The organism is Enterobacter sp. WPR_3_1 (assembly GCF_003635055.1).
Taxonomy (GTDB): domain Bacteria; phylum Pseudomonadota; class Gammaproteobacteria; order Enterobacterales; family Enterobacteriaceae; genus Enterobacter; species Enterobacter ludwigii.
Window position 1 is genome coordinate 855,846 of sequence record NZ_RBXU01000008.1, and the last position, 24,854, is coordinate 880,699.

Consider the following 24,854-nt stretch of genomic DNA (forward strand, 5'->3'; position numbering starts at 1 on the left):
GGGTGGGCGCTTTTTTTTGTCTTTTTTTCAGGAGTGGTCATGGCGGATTTGTCGAGACGGCGGTTTTTACAGGCCAGCATGCTGGCGAGCGGCGCCATGTTGTTACCGGGTGTCATGCAGGCCGCGTGGGCGGCAGGCTCGGATAAACCGGAGCAGGAGACGGTGCGCATCGGGTTTATACCGTTAACCGACTGCGCGCCGGTGGTTATCGCGGCGCTGAAGGGGTTTGATAAAAAATATGGCATCACCATGGTGCCAACCAAAGAGGCAAGCTGGGCAGCCGTGCGCGATAAGCTGGTGGCCGGCGAACTGGACGCCGCCCACATTCTTTACGGCCTGCTGTACGGGCTGGAGCTGGGTCTTGCCGGTAAGCCACAGCAGATGGCAAACCTGATGACCCTGAACCAGAACGGTCAGGCCATCACGCTCTCCAGCGATCTGGCAGAGAAGGGTGTTCGCGATCTTGACGGGCTGAAAACGCTGATTGGGCAGCAGGCACCGGGTACTTATACCTTCGCACACACTTTCCCGACCGGTACGCATGCGATGTGGCTGTACTACTGGCTGGCCAGCGCGGGCATTAATCCGTTCGATGACGTCCGAACCGTGGTTGTGCCGCCGCCGCAAATGGTGATGAACATGCGGATTGGCAACATGGTCGGCTTTTGCGTTGGTGAGCCGTGGAATGCGCGCGCCATTAACGACCGCATCGGGTTTACCGCCGCAACGTCCCAGTCGATCTGGGCCGATCATCCGGAAAAAATTCTTGGCACACGTCGCGACTGGGTGGAGAAAAACCCGAACACCGCGCGGGCGCTGGTGAGTGCGGTACTGGAAGCCGCACGCTGGATCGATGCATCACCAGACAACAAACGTGAGACCGCCCAAATCCTCTCTCGCCGGGCGTGGCTGAACACCAAAGAGCAGTATCTCACCGGACGGATGCTGGGAGAGTACGACAACGGGCTTGGCCAGCGCTGGCAGGATGCGCATCCGATCCGTTTCTTCAACGAGGGTGCCGTCAGCTATCCGTACCTCTCCGACGGGATGTGGTTTTTAACCCAGTTCCGCCGCTGGGGCTTGCTCAAATCGGCGCCGGATTATGCCGCCATCGCGCAGCGCATTAACCAGACCTCGGTCTGGCAGGATGCCGCCACGGCGGTGGGAGGCATATCCACCCCGTCATCACCGTATCGCAGCAGCACCCTGATGGACGGTACCGTCTGGAACGGTACCGATCCGGACGGATACGCCAACCGCTTCGCTATTCACCGTAAAGGGGCCTGATTATGCAGCATCTGCACAGCACGAAATCGAAATACGAGACGCCGGCGAGCGGGGAAGTGATTACCCTCCCTCCGGTACAGGTTCGCCGCCGCGCACCGACGTTCACGCGACGGATGAATGACCTTCTGCAGCGCGTGATCCCGGCGCTGCTGGGGCTCGGGTTACTGGTGTTGCTCTGGCAGCTGGCCGCGATCAACAGCAAAGGGTTCCCGACGCCGCTCAGCACGCTGGATTCCGCATTAACGCTCTTCGCTGACCCGTTTTACCGCGACGGGCCAAACGATATGGGTATCGGCTGGAACGTGCTCGCTTCGCTGCAGCGCGTGGCGGTGGGCTTTGGTCTGGCGGCGCTCGCGGGGATCCCGCTCGGTTTCCTGATCGGTCGCTTCACCTTTTGCTCGCGCATGTTCAGCCCGTTGATTGCACTGTTACGCCCGGTCAGTCCTTTAGCCTGGCTGCCTATCGGCCTGCTGCTGTTCCAGAAAGCGGAGCCCGCCTCCAGCTGGACCATTTTTATCTGTTCAATATGGCCAATGGTGATTAACACCGCCGAAGGGGTACGTCGTATTCCGCAGGATTACCTCAACGTTGCCCGCGTGCTGCAGCTCTCCGAGTGGACCATCATGCGGCGGATCCTCTTCCCGGCCGTGCTGCCCGCGGTGCTGACCGGGGTTCGCCTCTCTATTGGCATCGCCTGGCTGGTCATTGTCGCCGCCGAGATGCTCACCGGTGGGCTGGGGATCGGCTTCTGGATCTGGAATGAGTGGAACAACCTCAACGTCGAAAACATTCTCATCGCCATCGTCATCATTGGCGTGGTCGGGTTGCTGCTGGAGCAGGGGCTGATGCTGATCGCCCGTCGCTTTAGCTGGCAGGAAAAATAAGGAGCGAAGATGAAACCATTAATTCAGGTCCAGGCCGTGAGCCAGCGTTTTTCTACCGCCAGCGGCGAGTTTCTGGCGCTGCAGAACGTCTCTTTTGATATTCACGAAGGCGAAACCGTCAGCCTGATTGGCCACTCCGGGTGCGGCAAATCGACGTTGCTCAACCTGATTGCCGGGATCACCCTGCCGACCGAAGGTGGGCTGATTTGCGATAACCGCGAAATCGCCGGGCCAGGACCAGAGCGTGCGGTGGTGTTTCAGAACCATTCTCTGCTGCCGTGGCTCACCTGCTTCGACAACGTTGCGCTGGCGGTGGATCAGGTCTTTCGCCGCACCATGAGCAAGGCGGAGCGCAAGGAGTGGATTGAACACAACCTCGATCGCGTCCAGATGGGGCATGCCCTGCATAAACGGCCTTCGGAAATCTCCGGCGGCATGAAACAGCGCGTTGGCATTGCCCGTGCGCTGGCGATGAAGCCTAAGGTCCTGCTGATGGATGAACCGTTTGGCGCGCTGGATGCGCTCACGCGCGCGCATCTGCAGGACTCGGTGATGCAAATCCAGCAGGCGCTGAACACCACCATCGTGCTTATCACCCACGATGTGGACGAGGCCGTGCTGCTTTCTGACCGGGTGCTGATGATGACTAACGGCCCGGCGGCCACCGTCGGCGAGGTGCTGCACGTTGACCTGCCTCGCCCGCGCAATCGGGTTCAGCTGGCGGACGATAGCCGCTATCACCATATGCGTCAGCAGATCCTCCATTTCCTCTATGAAAAACAGCCTAAAGCGGCGTAACGGAGGCGATGATGCGACTGATCGTTATCGGTAATGGGATGGCCGCAACACGGCTGATTGCCTCGCTGACCGAGCGTGCGCCCGGTCGCTTCACGATCACCGTGTTTGGCGAGGAGTCGGAATACGCTTACAACCGCATCATGCTCTCGCCGGTACTGGGCGGGGAAAAACAGGCGCAGCAGATCCGCCTGCAGGATGACGCCTGGTATCACGCACGGGGTGTGACGGTACGACGGGGCGAAAAGGTCCTCTCCGTGGATGTTGAGAAACGCGAGGTCCATACCACAGCAACCACGCTGGCCTGGGACGAACTGGTCTTTGCCACCGGGTCGACGCCTTTTGTACCCCCCATTCCTGGCGGTGACGCTCCGCATGTCTTCACCTTTCGTACGCTGGCCGATATCCGCGCGATTCAGGAGAACCCGGGGCCAGCTGTAGTGCTGGGCGGTGGGGTGCTCGGCGTCGAGGTCGCTGCGGCACTGGCCCGGTCTTGTGACAACGTCACGCTGGTGCATCGTGGTGCCTGGCTGATGGAACAGCAGCTCGATCGCCAGGCAGGCGTTTTGCTTGAAGAGGCGCTGGCGGAGCGCGGCGTTCGCTGCGAACTGTCATCGGGAATGACCGCCATTGCGGCGGATGCCGTGACGTTACACAACGGACGCAAGATTAACGCCTCTCGCGTGGTGCTGGCGACCGGCGTGCAGCCCAATGTCGCACTGGCAAAAGCCAGCGGCATTCACTGTGTCCGCGGCATTGTGGTTAACCACCAGATGCAGACCTCAGTCCCGGCGATCAGCGCCATTGGTGAGTGCTGTGAAATCGACGGCCAGACGTTCGGCCTGGTCGCACCTTGCCTGGCGCAGGCAGATATCCTCGCCGCCCGGCTGGCTGGGGAGGCTAGCACGCCATTTGCCCTGACCGACAGCGGCATGCGCCTCAAAGTACCCGGTGTGGAGCTGTTCAGCGCCGGGCGAGCAGAGGTTCTGCCGGACGATGTGGTCTGGAGCGCCTGGGATCCGCTGACCCGTCACTATCGCCGTTTGTTACTGCATCGCGGTGCGCTTGCTGGCGTGCTGCTGATGGGGGATTGCCGCAACGCGGCAACATTCACCGATTTACTGGCAACGGCTGCGCCCGCCCACGCGGACTGGCTGTTCAATCGATTCACTACGCAACCGCAGGTTGCAGGACAAAACGCTATGACAAAACCTACGCTGGTGGTGGTTGGACACGGTATGGTCGGCCATCATTTTCTCGAAGACTGTGTGAAGCGCAATTTGCACCGGCAGTACCAGATTATCGTTTTTGGCGAAGAGCGCTATGCCGCCTACGATCGTGTGCATTTGTCAGAGTATTTTGGCGGACGAAGCGCAGAATCGCTCTCGCTGGTGGACGGTGATTTCTTTGCTGAACACGGCATTGAGCTTCGCCTCTCGCAGCAAATTGTGAGTATCGATCGCGACGCACACGTCGTGCGTACCGCCAGTGGGCATGAAACCCACTGGGACAAACTGGTGCTGGCGACCGGCTCGTACCCGTTTGTGCCTCCGGTACCGGGCAGCACGCTGCCGGGCTGCTTTGTTTACCGTACGCTGGACGACCTGGATAACATCGCCGCGCAGGCAAAGCAATCCCGTCGCGGGGTGGTCATTGGCGGTGGCCTGCTGGGACTGGAAGCCGCGAATGCCCTGAAACAGCTGGGCCTGGAAACGCACGTCGTGGAGTTTGCGCCACACCTGATGGCGGTACAACTCGACAACGACGGCGCGGCCATGCTGCGCAAAAAGATCGAAGCGCTTGGCGTGGGCGTTCACACCAGCAAAGCCACCACCGACATCGTCTCTGCGAACGGCGGGCTGGTGATGCGCTTTGCGGACGGCGAACAGCTGGAAACTGACATCGTGGTCTTCTCTGCAGGTATTCGCCCGCAGGATGCACTGGGGCGCAGCAGTGGCCTGGTGACCGGAGAGCGCGGCGGGATTTGCATTGATAACCAGTGCCAGACTTCCGATAAAGACGTGTTCGCTATCGGCGAATGTGCGCTGTGGGAGGGTAAAATTTTTGGCCTGGTCGCCCCGGGTTATCAGATGGCGCGGGTGGCATCGGCCACGCTGGCGGGAGAGGCGAGCGCCTTTACCGGGGCTGACATGAGCACCAAACTGAAGCTGCTGGGGGTAGATGTGGCCTCGTTTGGCGATGCCCATGGAAGAACGCCCGGCGCGCTAAGCTATCAATGGACGCATGGTCCGCAGCAAATCTATAAAAAGATCGTGGTCAGTGAGGACAATAAAACCCTGTTGGGCGGCGTACTGGTGGGGGATGCCAGCGAATATGCGACCCTGGTGCAGATGATGCTCAACGGCATAGCGTTGCCCAAAGAGCCTGAAACGCTGATTTTACCTTCCTTCGCCGGGAGCGCGCCAAAAGCCCTCGGCGTGGCGGCACTGCCTGACAGTGCGCAGATCTGCTCCTGCCATAACGTCAGCAAAGGTGATATCTGTCAGGCGGTAAGTGCCGGTGCCGCGGATATTGGAGCCATAAAACAGTGCACCAAAGCCGCGACCGGTTGCGGAGGATGCAGCGCGCTGGTGAAACAGGTGATGGAGTACCAGCTTGCAGAGCAGGGCGTGGAGGTGAAAAAGGACATCTGCGAACACTTCCCGTGGTCGCGTCAGGAAATCTATCACCTGGTGCGCGTCAATCATATTCGTACCTTTGACCAGCTTATCAGCCGTTACGGGCAGGGGCACGGTTGCGAAATCTGTAAACCGCTGGTGGGATCAGTGCTCGCCTCCTGCTGGAATGAGTACCTGCTGAAACCGGCACATCTGCCGCTGCAGGACACCAACGACCGTTATTTTGCCAATATTCAGAAAGACGGGACGTACTCCATCGTGCCCCGGATGCCTGCAGGGGAAGTGTCGGCCGACGGCTTGATAGCTATCGGCCAGATTGCCAAACGCTACCAGCTGTACAGCAAAATCACGGGCGGACAGCGTATCGACCTCTTTGGCGCCACGCTCGACCAGCTGCCGGCGATCTGGCAGGCGCTGGTGGAGGCCGGATTTGAGACCGGTCACGCGTACGGTAAATCCCTGCGCACGGTGAAATCCTGCGTCGGGTCGACCTGGTGCCGCTATGGCGTGCAAGATTCCACGCGTCTCGCGGTCACGCTTGAGCACCGCTATAAAGGCTTACGCGCGCCGCACAAAATTAAAATGGCCGTGTCCGGTTGTACCCGTGAATGTGCGGAGGCTCAGAGCAAGGACGTGGGCGTCATTGCGACCGACAAAGGCTGGAACCTTTATCTCTGCGGTAACGGCGGCATGAAACCGCGCCATGCGGATCTCTTTGCCAGCGATCTGGATGACGAGACGCTGATCCGCACCGTCGACCGTTTCCTGATGTTCTACATCCGCACGGCGGATCGCCTGCAGCGTACCAGTACGTGGATGGACAATCTGGAAGGGGGGATCGACTACCTGCGCGAGGTGATTCTTAACGACAGCCTGGGCATTGCGCACGAGCTAGAACAGGAGATGGCCCGCGTGGTGGAAACCTACCAGTGTGAATGGCAGACCACGCTTAACGATCCGAGCCGTCTGGCGTTGTTCCGTACCGAAGTGAACCGTCAGCCGGTGGAGGAGAATAAACGCTGGCAAGCGGTCTGCGCTATCGATGAGATCCCTGAGCAGGCGGGGATCGGCGCCCGGCTGGGGCGAAAACCGATTGCGCTTTTCCGCTTTGGTCAATCTGTCTATGCCCTCGACGACCTCGAGCCGGGCAGCACAGCAAACGTGCTTTCACGCGGCATTCTCGGCGATGCTGCCGGCGAGCCGGTGGTCATCTCTCCGCTCTATAAGCAGCGTATCCGTCTGCGCGACGGCTGTCAGGCCGATAACGGGGAACCTGCGGTGCGCGCCTGGCCGGTGAAAATAGAAAACGGTCAGGTGTGGGTCGGGAACGACGCGCAGATCTTGCGTGCGGAGGCGTCATGAATGAAACCCGAACGACGTGCCCTTACTGCGGGGTGGGCTGCGGCGTGATCGCAACGGTAGAGGGTGAGAAGGTTACCGTGCGCGGAGATGAACGCCATCCCGCCAGTTTTGGACGCCTGTGCGTTAAAGGCTCGGCATTAGGCGAAACGACCGGTCTGCAGGGGCGACTGCTGCACCCGGTGGTCGATGGGCAGGAGGTGGAATGGTCCCGGGCGCTGGCGGCGGCAGGTGAACGGCTGCAGACCATCATCGACACCTGGGGACCGCAGGCGGTGGCGTTTTACGCCTCCGGCCAGCTGCTGACCGAGGACTATTACGCCGCCAATAAGCTGATGAAAGGGTTTATCGGTGCGGCAAACATTGATACCAACTCGCGGCTCTGTATGTCGTCCGCGGTGGCAGGCTACAAGCGCGCGTTTGGTGAAGATGTGGTGCCGTGCAGCTATGAGGATGTGGAAAACAGCGATCTGGTGGTGCTGGTCGGGTCGAATGCGGCATGGACCCATCCGGTGCTGTATCAGCGGCTGGTACAGGCGCGCCAGAACAACCCTGCGATGAAAGTTGTGGTTATCGACCCACGCAAAACGGCCACCTGTGATATCGCTGACCTGCATCTGGCGCTTACGCCCGGCAGTGACGCCGGGCTGTTTGTCGGTTTACTCAATCTGATTCAGGGAACCGACGCGTGGCCCATCGCCCGGGTGGCTGAGTTTTGTGGCCTCTCAACCGAGGACGTGGGGGCCTTCTACGACTGGTTTGTGACTGCGCCCCGGGCCATCACGCTCTACACCATGGGAATTAATCAGTCCTCAAGCGGCAGCGACAAGTGTAATGCCATCATCAACGTTCATCTGGCCAGCGGAAAATTCGCCCGTCAGGGCTGCGGACCGTTTTCGCTGACCGGACAGCCTAACGCGATGGGGGGGCGGGAGGTGGGTGGGCTGGCGAACCAGCTTGCCGCTCACATGAATTTCGAGCCGGAGTCTCTTTCACGGGTGGCGCGTTTCTGGGGGACGGAAAGACTGGCCCAGACGCCGGGCCTGATGGCGGTGGAGTTGTTTGATGCGATCGCCCGCGGCGAAGTGAAAGCGGTGTGGATCATGGGCACCAATCCTGCCGTCTCGCTGCCGGACAGCCACGCAGTGTGTCAGGCGCTGGAACATTGCCCGCTGGTGATTCTCTCCGAGGTGATGCAGGAGACCGACACCAGCCGCTATGCCCATATCCGCTTCCCGGTGCAGGCGTGGGGGGAGAAAGACGGTACGGTAACCAATTCCGAGCGGCGTATTTCGCGCCAGCGCGCCTTTCTGCCGGCACCGGGCGAGACCAAACCGGACTGGTGGGTCATCGCCCGGGTGGCACAGGCGCTGGGCTATGGTGAAGCCTTCGCCTGGGAACATCCGCAGCAAATTTTTTGTGAGCATGCAGCGCTCTCGGCCTTTGAAAATGACGGCGCGCGGGCGTTTAACCTTCATGAACTGGCGTCACTTACCCGTGAGGAATGGGACCGGCTTGAGCCTTATCAGTGGCCAGCGGGAGCCTTTGCGCGCCGGGAAATTGTGCCGATAGAGCCTCAGCCACACGGTGCGGCAATAAACGCGCTATACCCGCTGATTCTCAATACCGGGCGTATCCGCGATCAGTGGCACACCATGACCCGGACGGGGTACGTCCCGAAACTGATGCGGCATAGTGCTGAGCCGTGTGTTGAGATCGGCGCCGCAGATGCCATGCGCTTCTCACTGTGCGACGGACAGCTGGCGCGCATCAGTTCTCCGCGTGGGGTGATGCTGGCAAGAGTGCGTATCACTGACGGGCAGCGAGAAGGTGAGCTGTTTGTGCCAATGCACTGGAATGCCCAGTTTGCCCGCCAGGGGAAGGTGAATGCGCTGGTGGAGGGGCGTTGTGACCCGCTGTCCGGTCAGCCCGAGAGTAAACAGACGGCCGTCAGGATTATGCCCTGGCAGCCGGGCTGGCAGGGTGAGCTTTATGCCCGTGAACTGCCGGAGCTTCCCCCCTCTGTCTGCTGGTGGCGTAAAGTCTCACGTCTGACGGTGGCGGGGGATAAGCCGTTGCTGGCGTGGGTTATGCAGTACGCCAGTGAACGGGGCTGGCAGCTGCAGGTCGCGCAGACCAGCGAGCGCAGCAGCGTGCTGGCCTGGCATGACGGACAACTGATGCTCGGGTTCTGGGAAGGCACTGCGTTACCGACACTGGCGCACGCGGTAATTGAAGCCGCGTTTCGTTCACCTCCCGTGACGCTTGCTGAGCGCCACGCGTTGTTGAATGGACAGGGAACCGGGGACAGTGTCGATCCGGGCCGGATCATCTGCAGCTGTTTCAGCGTGGGGGAAAACGTCATACGCGAGGCGATTGGGGGAGGGTGTGATTCCGTCGCGGCGCTGGGTGCCAGGCTGCGCTGCGGAACGAACTGCGGCTCCTGTGTGCCTGAACTAAAAACAATGTTTCAGGATATTCCGGAAAATTCCTCTTAAGGCTGCAAAACGTGAGGAATAACGGTAAGGTACCCGGTGTTCTCACGTAAGCATCGGGTATTTCTTACGACGTTAATGGCTGTTTCATCTCATCTTCGTTTGCTTGCTTTACTCCCCCTCGTTCCGGTCGGAGCCGTTCACGGTGCGCCGAATTCCTTTGTGCAACAGGCACAGAACCCCTTTGATAACAACGGGGATAATCTGCCCGATCTCGGCATTGCGGCGCCCACGACCGAGGGCGAAAAACATCTGGCAGAAATGGCGAAAGCGTTTGGCGAAGCCAGTATGACCGATAACGGCCTGACGACAGGCGAGCAGGCGCGTCAGTTTGCCTTTGGCAAGGTGCGTGACGCGGTGAGCGGCGAAGTGAACCAGCATATTGAATCCTGGCTTTCGCCGTGGGGGAACGCCAGCGTGAACTTGCTGGTGGATGACGACGGCAAATTTAACGGCAGCAGCGGTAGCTGGTTTATTCCGTGGAACGATAACAACCGTTATCTGAGCTGGAGCCAGCTTGGCCTGACGCAGCAGACTGACGGTCTGGTGAGCAATGCCGGCATTGGGCAGCGCTGGGTTGCCGGAAAATGGTTGCTCGGCTACAACACCTTTTACGACAACCTGCTGGATGAAAACCTGCAGCGTGCCGGGTTAGGTGCGGAAGTATGGGGCGAGAACCTGCGTCTGTCTGCGAACTATTATCAGCCCTTTGCCGGCTGGCGCGATCGCTCTGACATTCAGGAGCAGCGCATGGCCCGGGGGTACGACGTGACCGCTAAAGCGTGGCTGCCGTGGTTCCATCACCTGAATACCAGCGTCAGCTTTGAGCAATATTTTGGTGATAACGTTGACCTGTTCAACAGCGGTACCGGTTATCACAACCCGGTGGCGGTCAATCTGGGGCTGAATTATACCCCCGTTCCGCTGGTAACCCTCACCGCCGGGCATAAGCAAGGGGAGAGTGGGGTGAGCCAGAATAATCTTGGCCTCAAGCTCAACTACCGCTTTGGCGTGCCGCTGGTGAAGCAACTTTCTGCCAGTGAAGTCGCCGTCACCCGTTCTCTGCGCGGCAGTCGCTATGATTCGCCAGAGCGGGATAACCTGCCGGTGATGGAGTTCCGCCAGAGCAAAACGTTGTCCGTCTACCTGGCGACACCGCCGTGGGATCTTAAAGGGGGCGAAACCGTGATGCTTAAGCTGCAGATCCGCAGTAAGCACGGGATTCGCCAGTTGCACTGGCAGGGAGATACGCAAGCGCTGAGTCTGACATCGCCGGCCAACAATACCAGCGAAGACGGCTGGAGTGTGATTATGCCTGCCTGGGATGACAGTGAAGGCGCGAGCAACCGCTGGCGGCTTTCGGTGGTGGTCGAAGATAATGATGGCAAGCGCGTCTCGTCCAATGAGATCACGCTGGCTGTGGCGCAACCGCTTGTGGCATTACCCACCGACGATCCGCGCTGGAAGCTGCTGCCGGATGAGTAATGCTTAAAAAATACGTTCCTGGTGTACCCATACCGCGGCTTCAACCCGCGATTTTAACTTCATTTTCTTCAGCATATGTTTCACATGCACTTTGACCGTGCTTTCGGTGATATCCAGGCGACGCGCAATCATTTTATTCGGCAGGCCCTGGGCAATCAGCTTCAGAATATCGCGCTCACGTGGCGTTAACTGGCTGACATCGCGATCCGAGGTGGCGCGGTTTGCCCGCAGGCTGGCGGCCAGCACCGGCGTTAAGGCTTCGCTCAGTACCATCTCACCCGCGGCGGCCTGTTGCAGGGCCTTGAGCAGATCTTCCGGCTCCATATCTTTCAGCAGGTAGCCGTCCGCGCCACGCTTGAGCGCCGTCACCACATCCTCTTCATGATTCGAGACGCTAAAAACCACTACGCGTCCGGAGAGCGATTTTTCCCGCAGCTTGTCGAGCGTTTCCAGACCGTTCATGCCCGGCATGTTGAGATCGAGCAGAATCAGATCGGGATCAAGCGATTCGGCAAGCTCAATGCCCTGTTCGCCATTGCTGGCTTCGCCAACGACGGTGATATCGGGTGCCATGCTGACCAGCTGTTTAACGCCAGTACGCAGCATCGGATGGTCGTCGATCAACAGGATGGATGCCGGTTCCTGATTAGTCATGGGTTTCTCCTTGAGCAGTTGTGAGCGGTTTTTCGGGAATAAAGGTGACCACGACTTCCGTGCCACCTGTCTCTCGCCGGCGAACCTGGCAATCACCGCGCAGGCTTTGGGCGCGGTCTCGCATGATAATTAAACCATAATGGTTAGTTCTTTCGGCATTTTCCGGCACGCCGCAGCCGTTGTCATGAACCGTGAGCCTGACCTGATTATCGTGCTGGCTGACGGTAACGGTGACCGCCGTCGCGTCAGCATGTTTGAGCACGTTGCTCAGGGCTTCACGGGCGATCTGCAGTAAATGAATCGCCTGATGGGAGGGGACAAACCGCGGCGGCAGCTGATAATCAAGCTTCACCGGGAACCCCAGTCGGGCGCTAAATTCATGGCAGCTGGACTCCAGCGCGGGGCGCAGGCCAGGCTCGGTCAGCTGCAGGCGGAAGGTGGTTAATAGCTCGCGAAGCTGAATCCATGAGGTATTGAGTTCGTTGCGGATCTGGCTCAGCAGCTGTTTGTTGCTTTCCGGCATCTCCGCATCCTGCATCTGCAGACAGCTGACCTGCATTTTCATACAGGAGAGCGACTGGGCGATGGAGTCATGCAGTTCGCGCGCGATAGTCGCACGCTCTTCCATGACGATCAGCTGCTGTTGCTTTTCCTGATGGCGGTCGAGCGCCAGCGTAGCGGTCAGCTGCTCGACCAGCGTATCGACCAGCTGCTGCTGATCGTGGCTCAGATGCCGCCCGGCGGGCAGCGTGGCCAGCAGGATACCGTACTGGGTATGGCTGTCCGTCAGTCGCCACTTCAGCGTCGTACCGCCGGAGGTCAGGGGCGGCAAGCCTCGCGGGCAAAGATGACAGCCTTTGTCATCGCAGGACATGTCGGACTGACAGGTAAATTCCTGATGATTATCTTCATCTTCCACATCGTAGACCCGCAGCTCCAGGTCATGCAGCAAGGTCAGATTTTGCAGGCCATTCAGCACCGGCGAGAGGCGTTCACATAACGGCACCTGCATATGCAGACGACGATTGGCCTGCCACAGGAAGGAGAGGATTTCATTTTTCTGCTCCAGCCCTGCTGTTTTCTCCTGCACGCGTTTTTCCAGCACGGCGTAGCTTTCGGAGAGTTCTTCCGACATGGTATTGAGCGCCTGGCCCAGCATCGCCATTTCATTACGCCCGCTGATATGCGTGCGCTGAGTAAAATCGCGTGCGGTTACCGCGCGGGCCATCGCCAGCAGCTGTTTCCAGGGATTCAACAGCCGGGCGCGCAGCCAGAGGATGGTGAAAATCAGCAGCAGCCCCATAAATAACGCCATGGCACGGTGAACCATCAGCACCCGGTCGATACGCAATTCTGTGGTCTGATCGAAAGAGGAGACCAGCGCGTCAATGCGCGACACAAAGCCCGCGACGTCCCGTGCCACGGTCTCCGTATTGCGCGCCTGTTTCAGACCGGGCTGAAGCTGGGTGTGCCAGTAGTTTTGCAGGGATTTAAGCTGTGATTCCTGCCCGTCACGGATGGCGGCACGTTCCAGCTCCGGGCTGAACGCGGTACGCTCCATTTCGTCGATCAGAGGCTGATCGTCTTCCGTCAGCGGTACCGACGCCAGCAGGCGATAACTCTGCATGCGTAGAGAGCCTGCCTCGTTGATGGCATGCGCATTACCCTGTACGCCCTGTACCAGCCAGCCAGAAATCGCCATACCGGTCACACCGAGGGCGGTGGACAGCATAACGATCAGTGCCAACTGGTTAACCAGTGTTAGCGGAGATAAACATCTTTTTAACATAGAGTTGCCGGGCTCCTGACGTGGCCTGCTTGCAGGAATGGCGCTATTCTGGTGCATACCCAGGAGTATACCCATACCAATAAAGGATTACCCCTAAATTGCCAACGGAGTAAGCGGCAGGAGGAGGCAGTATCGGAGACGCTTCAGTGCCGTGAAAAACCACGTCTTTTTTACTGAAATAGCCTACTCACTAAGGATAAGGGCTTTTTTCGCGCTGTAAAACCTCCCACTTTTCCTTTGATTTATATCAACTTACCGCCGCCCTAAAACCCTAATGTTTGCAGCATCATTCGAGAATCAGAGGTGTCTATGAGTCACTCATCCGCTCCCGAAAGGGAAAATGGTGCCGTTATTACTGAATGGCGTCCAGAGGATCCGGCGTTCTGGCAACAGCGCGGCCATCGTATAGCGAGCCGGAATCTGTGGATTTCCGTTCCGTGTTTGCTGTTAGCGTTTTGCGTATGGATGTTGTTTAGTGCAGTGGCAGTCAATCTGCCAAAAGTGGGTTTTACCTTTACGACCGATCAGCTGTTTATGCTGACCGCGTTGCCGTCGCTGTCCGGTGCGCTGCTGCGCGTCCCTTACGCGTTTATGGTGCCGGTGTTTGGCGGTCGTCGCTGGACGGCGTTTAGTACGGGCATCATGATCGTACCTTGCGTGTGGCTGGGTTTTGCGGTGCAGGATACCTCCACGCCTTTCAGCGTGTTCGTGATTATCTCCCTGCTGTGCGGTTTTGCTGGCGCTAACTTCGCCTCCAGTATGGCGAACATCAGCTTCTTCTTCCCGAAAGCGAAGCAGGGCGGTGCGCTGGGTATTAACGGCGGTCTGGGAAACATGGGCGTAAGCGTGATGCAGTTAATTGCACCGCTGGCAATCTCTGTCTCCATTTTTGCAGCCTTTGGTGGCGGTGGCGTCGAGCAGGCGGATGGTTCTTCCCTGTACCTGCAGAATGCGGCGTGGATTTGGGTTCCGTTCCTGGTGGTCTTCACCCTGGCGGCATGGTTCTTTATGAACGATCTGTCGGCATCTAAGGCTTCGCTGAGCGAGCAGTTGCCGGTGCTGAAACGCGGGCACCTGTGGGTCATGGCGCTGCTTTATCTGGCAACCTTCGGGTCGTTTATCGGTTTCTCCGCAGGCTTTGCCATGCTGTCCAAAACACAGTTCCCGGAAGTGCAGATCCTGCAGTTTGCCTTCTTTGGTCCGTTCATCGGTGCCCTGGCGCGTTCACTGGGCGGGATGGTGTCTGACCGTCTGGGCGGAACACGCGTGACGCTGGTGAACTTTGTGATCATGGCTGTTTTCTGTGCGCTGCTGTTCCTGACGCTGCCAGCCAATGGCCAGGGGGGGAACTTTACCGCCTTCTTCGGCGTGTTTATGGTGCTGTTCCTGACGGCCGGTCTGGGTAGCGCATCGACCTTCCAGATGATTTCCGTTATCTTCCGTAAACTGACGATGGATCGCGTTAAAGCGCAGGGCGGAAGCGAAGAGCAGGCCATGCGTGAAGCCGCGACGGATACGGCTGCTGCACTGGGCTTTATCTCTGCCATCGGCGCAATTGGCGGCTTCTTTATTCCGAAAGCGTTCGGTATCTCTCTGGACCTGACCGGCTCTCCGGCAGGGGCAATGAAAGTCTTCCTCGTTTTCTATATCGCCTGCGTAGTGATTACGTGGCTGGTATATGGCCGTAATACCAAGAAAAATAAGTAAGTGTGATTATCCGTTTGCGCGGCCTTCGGGCCGCGTTTTTTTATTATTATAGTAGTTACAACATACTGATGGCGTTTGAGGACAATGCCTGCGGGTAACACTGTGATCGCCATCGCTTTACAGGGCGTTCTACCCCTTAATACCTGAGATGTTAAATTTAGCCCTGCTTTTTGTACGATAAATTATAAATATCATTATAAATTAATGGCTTATAAAAATTAAAAATCTACCGCTTTGGTGGTATCCGATCTAATACCCCACCTGAAACTCCCTCTCCGCCTTGATCGTTATCAATTCTCGCCATCTATCAGAGCGTTACCTTCGCTGCAAATCAGCAATGTCGATTTAGAGAGCCACAGGCTCCACACAGGAGATACCCGATGAGCAAATTTTTGGACCGGTTTCGCTACTTCAAACAGAAGGGTGAAACTTTTGCCGATGGGCACGGCCAGGTTCTGGAGACCAACCGGGACTGGGAAGACGGTTACCGTCAGCGCTGGCAGCATGACAAAGTCGTCCGTTCGACCCACGGCGTGAACTGCACTGGCTCATGTAGCTGGAAGATTTTCGTTAAAAACGGCCTGGTGACATGGGAAATGCAGCAGACCGACTATCCGCGTACCCGTCCGGATATGCCAAACCACGAACCTCGTGGCTGCCCGCGTGGGGCAAGCTACTCCTGGTATCTGTACAGCGCCAACCGTCTTAAATACCCTCTGATGCGCAAACGCCTGATGAAAATGTGGCGTGAGGCGAAAGTGCTGCACAGCGATCCGGTTGATGCCTGGGCATCCATTATCGAAGATGCCGACAAAGCAAAAAGCTTTAAGCAGGCGCGCGGTCGCGGTGGTTTTGTTCGTTCTTCCTGGAAAGAGGTCAACGAACTGATTGCCGCTTCAAACGTTTATACCGTCAAAACCTACGGACCGGACCGCGTTGCAGGCTTCTCGCCTATCCCGGCGATGTCGATGGTCTCTTACGCCTCAGGTGCTCGTTATCTGTCGCTTATCGGCGGAACCTGTCTGAGCTTCTACGACTGGTACTGCGACCTGCCGCCAGCCTCTCCGCAGACCTGGGGCGAGCAGACCGACGTGCCGGAATCCGCTGACTGGTACAACTCTAGCTACATTATTGCCTGGGGCTCTAACGTTCCACAGACCCGTACGCCGGATGCCCACTTCTTCACGGAAGTGCGTTACAAAGGCACCAAAACCGTTGCGGTAACCCCGGATTATGCGGAAATTGCCAAGCTGTGCGACCTGTGGCTGGCCCCTAAACAGGGTACCGACTCCGCGATGGCGCTGGCGATGGGCCACGTGATGCTGCGTGAGTTCCACCTCGATAAACCCAGCCAGTACTTTACTGACTATGTCCGTCGCTATACCGACATGCCGATGCTGGTCATGCTGGAAGAGCGTGATGGCTACTATGCAGCGGGCCGTACGCTGCGTGCCGCCGATCTGGTGGATGCGCTGGGTCAGGAAAACAATCCTGAGTGGAAAACGGTCGCTTATAACAATAACGGCGAGCTGGTGGCACCCAACGGCTCTATCGGTTTCCGCTGGGGCGAGAAGGGCAAGTGGAACCTCGAGCAGCGTAACGGTACCACCGGTGAAGAGACTGAACTGCGTCTGAGCATGTTGGGTAGCCAGGACGAAATTGCTGATGTGGGCTTCCCGTACTTCGGCGGCGAAGGGTCCGAGCATTTCAACAAAGTTGAGCTGCAGAACATCCTGATGCATAAGCTGCCGGTCAAACGTCTGCAACTGGCGGATGGGTCGACGGCGCTGGTGACCACCGTGTATGACCTGACGCTGGCCAACTACGGCCTGGAGCGCGGCCTGAATGATGAAAACTGCGCAACCAGCTACGACGACATCAAAGCGTATACCCCGGCCTGGGCAGAGCAGATCACCGGCGTGCCGCGTGGACACATCACCCGTATCGCCCGTGAATTCGCTGAAAATGCTGACAAGACGCATGGCCGTTCAATGATCATTGTTGGTGCCGGTCTGAACCACTGGTATCACCTTGATATGAACTATCGTGGCCTGATCAACATGCTGATCTTCTGCGGTTGTGTGGGTCAAAGCGGCGGCGGCTGGGCGCACTATGTCGGCCAGGAAAAACTGCGTCCGCAGACGGGCTGGCAGCCACTGGCGTTTGCTCTCGACTGGCAGCGTCCGGCGCGTCATATGAACAGTACGTCTTACTTCTACAACCACTCCAGTCAGTGGCGCTACGAGACGGTAACGGCCCAGGAACTGCTGTCGCCAATGGCGGATAAATCCCGCTACAGCGGCCACCTGATCGACTTCAACGTCCGCGCTGAACGCATGGGCTGGCTGCCGTCTGCACCTCAGTTAGGGACTAACCCGCTGCGCATTGCCGACGAGGCGAAGAAAGCGGGCATGACCCCGGCGGATTACACCGTCAAGGCACTGAAAGAAGGCACCATTCGCTTTGCGGCCGAGCAGCCTGAAAACGGCAAAAACCATCCGCGTAACCTGTTTATCTGGCGCTCTAACCTGCTGGGCTCCTCCGGTAAAGGCCACGAGTACATGCTGAAATATCTGCTGGGTACTGAAAACGGTATTCAGGGGAAAGATCTGGGCAAGCAGGGCGGCGTGAAACCAGAGGAAGTGGAGTGGAAAGACAACGGTCTGGACGGCAAGCTGGATCTGGTGGTGACGCTGGACTTCCGTCTGTCCAGTACCTGCCTGTATTCCGATATCGTGCTGCCAACCGCCACCTGGTATGAGAAAGACGACATGAATACCTCGGATATGCATCCGTTTATTCATCCGCTGTCTGCAGCCGTTGACCCGGCGTGGGAATCCAAAAGCGACTGGGATATCTACAAAGATATCGCGAAGAAATTCTCCGAAGTGTGCGTAGGACATCTGGGCAAAGAGACCGATGTGGTGACCCTGCCGATTCAGCACGACTCTGCAGCCGAACTGGCGCAGCCGCTGGACGTGAAGGACTGGAAAAAAGGCGAGTGTGACCTGATCCCGGGTGTGACTGCGCCGCACATTATTCCCGTTGAACGTGACTACCCGGCAACGTACGAACGCTTTACCTCTATCGGCCCGCTGATGGAAAAAATCGGTAACGGGGGTAAAGGGATTGCGTGGAATACCCAGAGCGAAATGGACCTGCTGCGTAAGCTCAATTACACCAAAGCGGACGGCCCGGCCAAAGGCCAGCCAATGCTGAACACGGCCATTGATGCTGCAGAAATGATCCTGACTCTGGCACCGGAAACCAACGGTCACGTGGCGGTGAAAGCATGGGCGGCATTGAGTGAGTTTACCGGTCGCGATCATACCCATCTGGCGACGAATAAAGAGGAAGAGAAGATCCGCTTCCGCGATATTCAGGCTCAGCCGCGCAAAATTATCTCCAGCCCGACCTGGTCTGGCCTGGAAGATGAACACGTCTCCTACAACGCTGGCTACACCAACGTTCACGAGCTGATCCCATGGCGTACCCTGTCCGGTCGTCAGTCCCTGTATCAGGATCACCAGTGGATGCGCGACTTCGGTGAGAGCCTGCTGGTTTATCGTCCGCCAATCGATACCCGCTCCGTGAAAGCGGTAATGGGTACGAAATCGAACGGTAACCCGGAGAAGGCGCTGAACTTCCTGACGCCGCACCAGAAGTGGGGCATTCACTCCACCTACAGCGACAACCTGCTGATGCTGACGTTGTCCCGCGGTGGCCCGATTGTGTGGATGAGCGAGACGGACGCCAAAGATCTGGGCATTGAAGATAACGACTGGATCGAAGTGTTCAACAGCAACGGTGCGCTGACGGCGCGTGCGGTTGTCAGCCAGCGTGTCCCGGCCGGGATGACCATGATGTACCACGCGCAGGAACGTATCGTTAACCTGCCAGGTTCTGAAATCACCGAGCAGCGCGGCGGCATTCACAACTCCGTGACCCGTATTACGCCAAAACCGACGCACATGATCGGCGGCTATGCGCAGCTGGCCTACGGCTTTAACTACTACGGCACGGTAGGATCTAACCGCGATGAGTTCGTGGTGGTACGTAAGATGAAGAATATTAACTGGTTAGACGGCGAAGGTAATGACCAGGTACAGGAGAGCGTAAAATGAAAATTCGTTCACAAGTCGGCATGGTGCTGAATCTGGATAAATGCATCGGCTGTCATACCTGCTCAGTCACCTGTAAAAACGTCTGGACCAGCCGCGAAGGGATGGAGTACGCGTGGTTCAATAACGTGGAAAGTAAACCCGGCACAGGCTTCCCGACCGACTGGGAAAACCAGGAGAAATGGAAGGGCGGCTGGATCCGTAAAATCAACGGTAAACTGCAGCCGCGCATGGGTAACCGTGCGATGCTGCTCGGTAAAATCTTCGCCAACCCGCATCTGCCGGGCATCGATGATTACTACGAGCCGTTTGATTACGACTACCAGAACCTGCATAACGCGCCGGAAAGCAAACATCAGCCGATCGCACGTCCACGCTCGCTCATTACCGGACAGCGTATGGATAAGATCACCAGCGGTCCAAACTGGGAAGAGATTCTGGGCGGCGAGTTCGAAAAACGCGCCAAAGACCAGAACTTCGAGAACATGCAGAAGGCGATGTACGGCCAGTTCGAAAACACCTTCATGATGTATCTGCCGCGTCTGTGCGAGCACTGCCTTAACCCGGCGTGCGTGGCGACCTGTCCGAGCGGAGCCATCTATAAGCGTGAAGAAGATGGCATTGTGCTGATCGACCAGGACAAGTGCCGCGGCTGGCGTATGTGTATTACCGGTTGCCCGTACAAAAAAATCTACTTCAACTGGAAGAGCGGCAAGTCTGAGAAGTGCATCTTCTGCTATCCGCGTATTGAAGCCGGTATGCCAACCGTCTGCTCTGAGAGCTGCGTGGGCCGTATTCGTTACCTCGGCGTGCTGCTGTACGACGCGGACGCGATTGAAAATGCAGCCAGCACCGAGAACGAGAAAGATCTCTATCAGCGTCAGCTGGACGTCTTCCTCGATCCTAACGATCCGAAAGTGATTGAGCAGGCGCTGAAAGACGGCATTCCGCAGAGCGTGATTGACGCGGCGCAGCAGTCTCCGGTGTACAAAATGGCGATGGACTGGAAGCTGGCGCTGCCGCTGCATCCGGAATACCGCACGCTGCCGATGGTCTGGTACGTGCCGCCGCTGTCTCCGATCCAGTCTGCTGCGGATGCGGGTGAGCTGGGCAGCAACGGCATTCTGCCAGACGTGGAAAGCCTGCGTATCCCGGTTCAGTATCTGGCAAACCTGTTAACCGCAGGGGATACCCAGCCGGTCCTGCTGGCGCTGAAACGTATGCTGGCGATGCGCCACTTCAAACGCGCTGAAACCGTTGACGGTGTTAACGATACCCGTGCACTGGAAGCGGTAGGTCTGACCGAAGCCCAGGCGCAGGAGATGTACCGTTACCTGGCGATTGCCAATTACGAAGACCGTTTCGTGGTGCCGAGCAGCCATCGTGAACTGGCTCGCGAAGCCTTCCCGGAGAAAAATGGCTGTGGCTTTACCTTTGGCGACGGTTGCCACGGTTCAGACACGAAATTCAATCTCTTCAACAGCCGCCGCATTGATGCCCTGGATGTGACGAGCAAAACGGAGCCGCACCAATGATTGAACTTGTCATTGTTTCGCGTCTGCTCGAGTACCCGGATGCTGCGCTTGCGCAGCATCAGCAGGAGCTCTTTGATGCACTCGCGTCATCTGAAAATCTTGAGAAAGAGGATGCCCAGACACTGGCCGTTTTCCTCCGGGACCTGTTAGCGCGTGATTTACTGGATGCGCAGGCGGATTACAGCCAGCTGTTTGACCGCGGACGCGCGACGTCGCTGCTGCTGTTCGAACATGTTCACGGTGAGTCACGTGACCGCGGTCAGGCGATGGTTGACCTGATGGGACAGTACGAGCAACACGGCCTGCAGCTCGACAGCCGCGAGCTGCCGGACCACCTGCCGCTCTACCTTGAGTATCTGGCGCAGTTGCCTAAAGAGGAGGCGCAGGGGGGGCTGCAGGACATCGCGCCGATCCTGGCGCTGCTCGGCGCACGACTTCAGCAGCGCGAGAGCCGTTACGCGGTGCTGTTCGACCTGCTGGTGAAACTCGCCAACGCATCGGTCGACAGTGAAAAAGTTGCGGAGAAGATCGCCGATGAAGCCCGCGATGATACACCACAGGCGCTGGATGCGGTCTGGGAGGAAGAGCAGGTGAAATTCATGGCTGATCAGAACTGCGGTGAGTCTGAAATCTCTGCTCACCAACGTCGTTTTGCCGGAGCCGTTGCCCCGCAATATTTGAATATCTCTAACGGAGGACAGCAATAATGCACTTCCTGAATATGTTCTTCTTTGACATTTACCCGTATATCGCGGGCACCGTGTTCCTGGTGGGAAGCTGGCTGCGTTATGACTACGGCCAGTACACCTGGCGTGCTGCCTCCAGCCAGATGCTCGATCGCAAAGGGATGAACCTGGCTTCTAACCTGTTCCACATCGGGATCCTGGGGATTTTTGCGGGTCACTTCCTCGGAATGCTGACGCCGCACTGGATGTATGAGTCATTCCTGCCGATTGAGGTGAAGCAGAAAATGGCGATGATTGCCGGCGGTGCCTGCGGCGTGATGACGCTGGTGGGCGGTTTACTGCTGCTCAAACGCCGTCTGTTCAGCCCGCGCGTTCGCGCGACCACCACCGGTGCGGACATTCTGATTTTGTCCCTGCTGATGGTGCAGTGTGCGCTGGGTCTGCTGACCATTCCGTTCTCGGCTCAGCATATGGATGGCAGCGAAATGATGAAGCTGGTCGGCTGGGCGCAGTCTGTGGTGACCTTCCACGGTGGGGCGTCTGAGCACCTTGACGGTGTGGCGTTTATCTTCCGCGTGCACCTGGTGCTCGGGATGACGCTGTTTGTGCTGTTCCCGTTCTCTCGTCTGGTGCATATCTGGAGCGCACCGGTGGAGTATCTGACGCGCAAATATCAGATTGTTCGCGCCCGTCGCTAATTTGCTGATTTGATCCCAACCCCGCACTCGCGGGGTTTTTTCTCGCCCCAGCCCAGGTTATTACCTGCCGCCGCAAACAGTATCAATGCACCCCCTGCCAGTTGCGTGATATTCAGCGAGTGTCCGAACACCACGTTATCGACAATTATGGCCACCACGGGATAGATAAAAGACAGAGAACCGGTAACGGGCGTCGGGAGCTTCTGGATCGCGCTATACAGCAACTGATACATGATCCCAGTGTGGACGACACCTAACGTCAGTAAAATCGGCCATGGGAGATCAACTGAAAATGCCGGCTGGTGGGCGAAGGGCAACAGCATGACCACGCCGGTCAGTACCTGAATAAAGGCGATATGCTGGGGCGCAACTGATTTCAGTCTGCGGGCGATTATGGCTGTCAGTGCGTAGAAGAAAGCGGCCCCCATCGCCAGACCGATTCCTGCGAGCCAGCCTTCGCCCTGTGCGCTATTCAGCTCACTGGAGAGCAGGATGACCACGCCGCCAAAGGCGAGAACGAGCCAACCCCATTTCACCAGGTTCACGCGTTCACCTAAAAACATCCCCATCAACACCAGCATAAACGGCTGAGTGTTATAAACCACGGTAGAAAGGCCGATTGAAATACGTTCATAAGCCGCGAACAGCAGCAACCAGTTCACCACTAATGCAACACCGCCCAGAATTGCCAGCAGTAGCGTGACCCGGGTGAGCGGACTAAATGGTTTTCGACTTATTCGGATGAAAATAAAAAGGGCCATCGCCCCGATCAGGCATCGCCAGAAAACCACTTCCGTCACCGGCAGGCCGGAAAGCAGAACAAACGCGCCAATCGAGCCGGAAATTAACATTGCCAGGCTCATCTGCCAGACGCCTTTTTGCACATCACCCATTATTCACCTCCTGATTAATGACGATATTGTCGAATACCGCTGTCGGGAATAACATGGCTGATATAAGGTGAAAGACAGTGATGACTTTTTTAAATTAGGTAAAAACGATGGAAAACCTTCTCGATGATATCGATCGCCAAATCCTGGCCTGTCTGGTTGAGGATGCGCGCATGTCGCTAAAGGTACTCAGCGGACGTATTGGACTGACATCTCCCAGTACAGCAGAGCGTCTGAAAAGACTGGAAGAGCGTGGGGTGATTGAAGGTTATGGCGCGCGCGTCAATCTGACGGCGTTGGGGTATACGTTGCAGGCGCTGGTGCGGGTTCGTCCTTTACCGGGGTTGCTGCAAAAGGTAGATAAGTACATTCAGGCCATGCCGGAATGTATTGAGAGCGATAAAGTCACCGGTGAAGACTGCTTTGTTATCAGGCTGGTCGTGCGGTCGATTGAGCAACTGGATGCGTTGCTTGATGGTCTGGCGGAACATGCTCAGTGTAATACGTCGATCGTGAAAAGTTCACCGGTGAAGCGTCGGTTGCCACCAATGTGATCGTCTGTTGCTATGCATGACACATCGTTTGAAATACATCACTGGATTAGCTTTGAGATGATGGTGGTGGGGGAAGGATTCGAACCTTCGAAGTCGATGACGGCAGATTTACAGTCTGCTCCCTTTGGCCGCTCGGGAACCCCACCAGGGGTAATTCAAATTTTGAGGTAATGCTGAGAGATGGTGGTGGGGGAAGGATTCGAACCTTCGAAGTCGATGACGGCAGATTTACAGTCTGCTCCCTTTGGCCGCTCGGGAACCCCACCACGGGGTAATGCTATTTACTGGCCTGCTTCCTGCTGGAAGCGGGGCGCATCATATCAAATGAGACGCCCCTGTAAAGCGTTACCACAATAAAAATAAACTGGTTGCCTGAATTTTACGCGTTAAGCTGTAAAGCTAACCAGTTCATTTTCTTGTCGATTAAAGAATAATCGTTCTGTTACCGTAAACGAACACACGTTGCGCCAGCACCTGATAGAGCGCACGACTGAGTACGTTCTTCTCTACGTCACGCCCGGCGCGCATCATATCTTCTGCGGTATAGGTGTGATCCACGTGAATCACGTCCTGCATAATGATTGGGCCTTCGTCCAGGTTGTCATTCACGTAGTGCGCGGTGGCGCCGATGATTTTCACACCGCGTTCGTACGCCTGGTGATAAGGACGTGCACCGATAAAGGCTGGCAGGAATGAGTGATGGATGTTGATGATCTTGTTCGGGAAACGCGCCACGAAAGATGGGGTCAGCACACGCATGTATTTCGCCAGTACCACGTAATCCGGGTTATGCGCTTCGATAGCATTGGCCATCAGGTTGTCATGTTCTTCACGGGTATGGCCTTCATGGCTGACCAGTTCAAACGGAATATCAAAACGTTCAACCAGCGTGCGCAGCGTCTCGTGGTTACCGATAACGGCAGCGATTTCAACATCAAGGCCACCGTAGTTTGCTTTCATCAACAGATCGCCAAGACAGTGGGCTTCTTTCGTCACAAGAATAACAACGCGACGACGGCCAGCGGGGGTCAGTTCACGCACGGAGCCTTCAGGCAGCGCGCTGTCGAGATCGGCAAGCAGGGTGGTGTCGTTGAAAATCCCTTCGAGTTCGGTACGCATAAAGAAGCGTCCGGTACGGTGGTCAACGAACTCGTTGTTCTGCACGATATTCAGTTCATGCTTGTAACAAATGTTGGTAATTCGTGCGATCAGCCCTTTTTGATCGGGACAGATGGTGCGCAGAACTTTACGTTGTAGTGATTGCATCGCCGGGAAA

16 protein-coding genes and 2 tRNA genes are annotated in these 24,854 nt (G+C 57.3%); 12 read left to right on the forward strand and 6 right to left on the reverse strand.

Features of this window, described 5'->3' with window-relative positions; all coding sequences use genetic code 11:
- The first annotated feature begins 39 nt into the window (after positions 1-39).
- The 6 genes from BJ887_RS05905 to BJ887_RS05930 all read left to right on the forward strand — a co-directional run bounded on the left by BJ887_RS05905 (position 40) and on the right by BJ887_RS05930 (position 10,944).
- Entirely contained in the window at positions 40-1,287 is a 1,248-nt protein-coding gene (locus BJ887_RS05905) for a CmpA/NrtA family ABC transporter substrate-binding protein (protein WP_121339561.1), read from the forward strand.
- Between the two features lie 2 nt (positions 1,288-1,289).
- On the forward strand, positions 1,290-2,171 hold the full coding sequence (ntrB, locus tag BJ887_RS05910) for a nitrate ABC transporter permease (protein WP_063858468.1): 882 nt from the start codon (positions 1,290-1,292) through the stop codon (positions 2,169-2,171).
- 9 nt (positions 2,172-2,180) lie between these two features.
- The gene (locus tag BJ887_RS05915; protein ID WP_014170481.1) at positions 2,181-2,969 is read left to right on the forward strand and encodes an ABC transporter ATP-binding protein; all 789 of its coding nucleotides are present in this window, start codon (positions 2,181-2,183) and stop codon (positions 2,967-2,969) included.
- Between the two features lie 11 nt (positions 2,970-2,980).
- Entirely contained in the window at positions 2,981-6,967 is a 3,987-nt protein-coding gene (nirB, locus tag BJ887_RS05920) for a nitrite reductase large subunit NirB (RefSeq protein ID WP_121339563.1), read from the forward strand.
- Complete coding sequence (locus tag BJ887_RS05925) at positions 6,964-9,462, forward strand: nitrate reductase (RefSeq protein ID WP_121339565.1); 2,499 nt, start codon at positions 6,964-6,966, stop codon at positions 9,460-9,462. Before nirB ends, BJ887_RS05925 begins: the two co-directional genes overlap by 4 nt.
- Positions 9,463-9,537: 75 nt before the next feature.
- Positions 9,538-10,944 (forward strand): YchO/YchP family invasin, encoded by a 1,407-nt coding sequence (locus tag BJ887_RS05930; protein ID WP_121339567.1) that lies wholly within the window; start codon positions 9,538-9,540, stop codon positions 10,942-10,944.
- A 3-nt stretch (positions 10,945-10,947) separates the two neighbouring features.
- Here the strand turns inward: BJ887_RS05930 and narL are convergent, their stop codons facing one another.
- Both narL and narX read right to left on the reverse strand, forming a co-directional pair.
- Positions 10,948-11,598, reverse strand: a complete 651-nt coding sequence (gene narL, locus BJ887_RS05935) for a two-component system response regulator NarL (protein WP_003856701.1) — start codon at positions 11,596-11,598, stop codon at positions 10,948-10,950.
- On the reverse strand, positions 11,591-13,387 hold the full coding sequence (gene narX / locus BJ887_RS05940; RefSeq protein WP_025203922.1) for a nitrate/nitrite two-component system sensor histidine kinase NarX: 1,797 nt from the start codon (positions 13,385-13,387) through the stop codon (positions 11,591-11,593). The genes narL and narX overlap by 8 nt, the downstream gene beginning before the upstream one ends.
- 309 nt (positions 13,388-13,696) lie before the next feature.
- Between narX and BJ887_RS05950 the strand changes: the two genes are divergently transcribed.
- From BJ887_RS05950 to narI, 5 genes are all read left to right on the forward strand, one after another.
- Entirely contained in the window at positions 13,697-15,094 is a 1,398-nt protein-coding gene (locus BJ887_RS05950) for a NarK family nitrate/nitrite MFS transporter (protein WP_020882361.1), read from the forward strand.
- Positions 15,095-15,474: 380 nt separating this feature from the next.
- Positions 15,475-19,218, forward strand: a complete 3,744-nt coding sequence (locus tag BJ887_RS05955; protein WP_020882362.1) for a nitrate reductase subunit alpha — start codon at positions 15,475-15,477, stop codon at positions 19,216-19,218.
- The gene (gene narH, locus BJ887_RS05960) at positions 19,215-20,750 is read left to right on the forward strand and encodes a nitrate reductase subunit beta (RefSeq protein WP_020882363.1); all 1,536 of its coding nucleotides are present in this window, start codon (positions 19,215-19,217) and stop codon (positions 20,748-20,750) included. The genes BJ887_RS05955 and narH overlap by 4 nt, the downstream gene beginning before the upstream one ends.
- Positions 20,747-21,457, forward strand: a complete 711-nt coding sequence (gene narJ / locus BJ887_RS05965; protein ID WP_014170470.1) for a nitrate reductase molybdenum cofactor assembly chaperone — start codon at positions 20,747-20,749, stop codon at positions 21,455-21,457. The genes narH and narJ overlap by 4 nt, the downstream gene beginning before the upstream one ends.
- Entirely contained in the window at positions 21,457-22,134 is a 678-nt protein-coding gene (narI, locus tag BJ887_RS05970; protein ID WP_014170469.1) for a respiratory nitrate reductase subunit gamma, read from the forward strand. The genes narJ and narI overlap by 1 nt, the downstream gene beginning before the upstream one ends.
- Here the strand turns inward: narI and BJ887_RS05975 are convergent.
- Positions 22,131-23,027 carry a DMT family transporter gene (locus tag BJ887_RS05975; RefSeq protein WP_121339569.1) on the reverse strand — a complete coding sequence of 299 codons (897 nt, stop codon included), beginning with the start codon at positions 23,025-23,027 and terminating at the stop codon, positions 22,131-22,133. The two genes, narI and BJ887_RS05975, sit on opposite strands and share 4 nt — an antisense overlap.
- Positions 23,028-23,134: 107 nt before the next feature.
- Between BJ887_RS05975 and BJ887_RS05980 the strand changes: the two genes are divergently transcribed.
- Complete coding sequence (locus tag BJ887_RS05980) at positions 23,135-23,578, forward strand: Lrp/AsnC family transcriptional regulator (RefSeq protein WP_014170457.1); 444 nt, start codon at positions 23,135-23,137, stop codon at positions 23,576-23,578.
- Between the two features lie 61 nt (positions 23,579-23,639).
- Here the strand turns inward: BJ887_RS05980 and BJ887_RS05985 are convergent.
- The 3 genes from BJ887_RS05985 to purU all read right to left on the reverse strand — a co-directional run bounded on the left by BJ887_RS05985 (position 23,640) and on the right by purU (position 24,844).
- Positions 23,640-23,724: transfer RNA gene (locus BJ887_RS05985), tRNA-Tyr, on the reverse strand.
- A 35-nt stretch (positions 23,725-23,759) separates the two neighbouring features.
- Positions 23,760-23,844, reverse strand: a tRNA-Tyr gene (locus BJ887_RS05990).
- Positions 23,845-24,001: 157 nt separating this feature from the next.
- Positions 24,002-24,844: a formyltetrahydrofolate deformylase gene (gene purU, locus BJ887_RS05995; RefSeq protein WP_014170456.1), complete on the reverse strand. Its 843-nt coding sequence runs from the start codon at positions 24,842-24,844 to the stop codon at positions 24,002-24,004.
- Between the last annotated feature and the right edge of the window lie 10 nt (positions 24,845-24,854).

Coding starts and splice junctions, on each gene's coding strand:
- BJ887_RS05950 (WP_020882361.1), top strand. CDS start 13,697: ATGAGTCACTCATCCGCTCCCGAAAGGGAAAATGGTGCCGTTATTACT.
- purU (WP_014170456.1), bottom strand. CDS start 24,844: ATGCAATCACTACAACGTAAAGTTCTGCGCACCATCTGTCCCGATCAA.
- narJ (WP_014170470.1), top strand. CDS start 20,747: ATGATTGAACTTGTCATTGTTTCGCGTCTGCTCGAGTACCCGGATGCT.
- ntrB (WP_063858468.1), top strand. CDS start 1,290: ATGCAGCATCTGCACAGCACGAAATCGAAATACGAGACGCCGGCGAGC.
- BJ887_RS05955 (WP_020882362.1), top strand. CDS start 15,475: ATGAGCAAATTTTTGGACCGGTTTCGCTACTTCAAACAGAAGGGTGAA.
- BJ887_RS05905 (WP_121339561.1), top strand. CDS start 40: ATGGCGGATTTGTCGAGACGGCGGTTTTTACAGGCCAGCATGCTGGCG.
- BJ887_RS05975 (WP_121339569.1), bottom strand. CDS start 23,027: ATGGGTGATGTGCAAAAAGGCGTCTGGCAGATGAGCCTGGCAATGTTA.
- BJ887_RS05915 (WP_014170481.1), top strand. CDS start 2,181: ATGAAACCATTAATTCAGGTCCAGGCCGTGAGCCAGCGTTTTTCTACC.
- BJ887_RS05930 (WP_121339567.1), top strand. CDS start 9,538: ATGGCTGTTTCATCTCATCTTCGTTTGCTTGCTTTACTCCCCCTCGTT.
- narI (WP_014170469.1), top strand. CDS start 21,457: ATGCACTTCCTGAATATGTTCTTCTTTGACATTTACCCGTATATCGCG.
- BJ887_RS05925 (WP_121339565.1), top strand. CDS start 6,964: ATGAATGAAACCCGAACGACGTGCCCTTACTGCGGGGTGGGCTGCGGC.
- BJ887_RS05980 (WP_014170457.1), top strand. CDS start 23,135: ATGGAAAACCTTCTCGATGATATCGATCGCCAAATCCTGGCCTGTCTG.
- narX (WP_025203922.1), bottom strand. CDS start 13,387: ATGTTAAAAAGATGTTTATCTCCGCTAACACTGGTTAACCAGTTGGCA.
- narH (WP_020882363.1), top strand. CDS start 19,215: ATGAAAATTCGTTCACAAGTCGGCATGGTGCTGAATCTGGATAAATGC.
- nirB (WP_121339563.1), top strand. CDS start 2,981: ATGCGACTGATCGTTATCGGTAATGGGATGGCCGCAACACGGCTGATT.
- narL (WP_003856701.1), bottom strand. CDS start 11,598: ATGACTAATCAGGAACCGGCATCCATCCTGTTGATCGACGACCATCCG.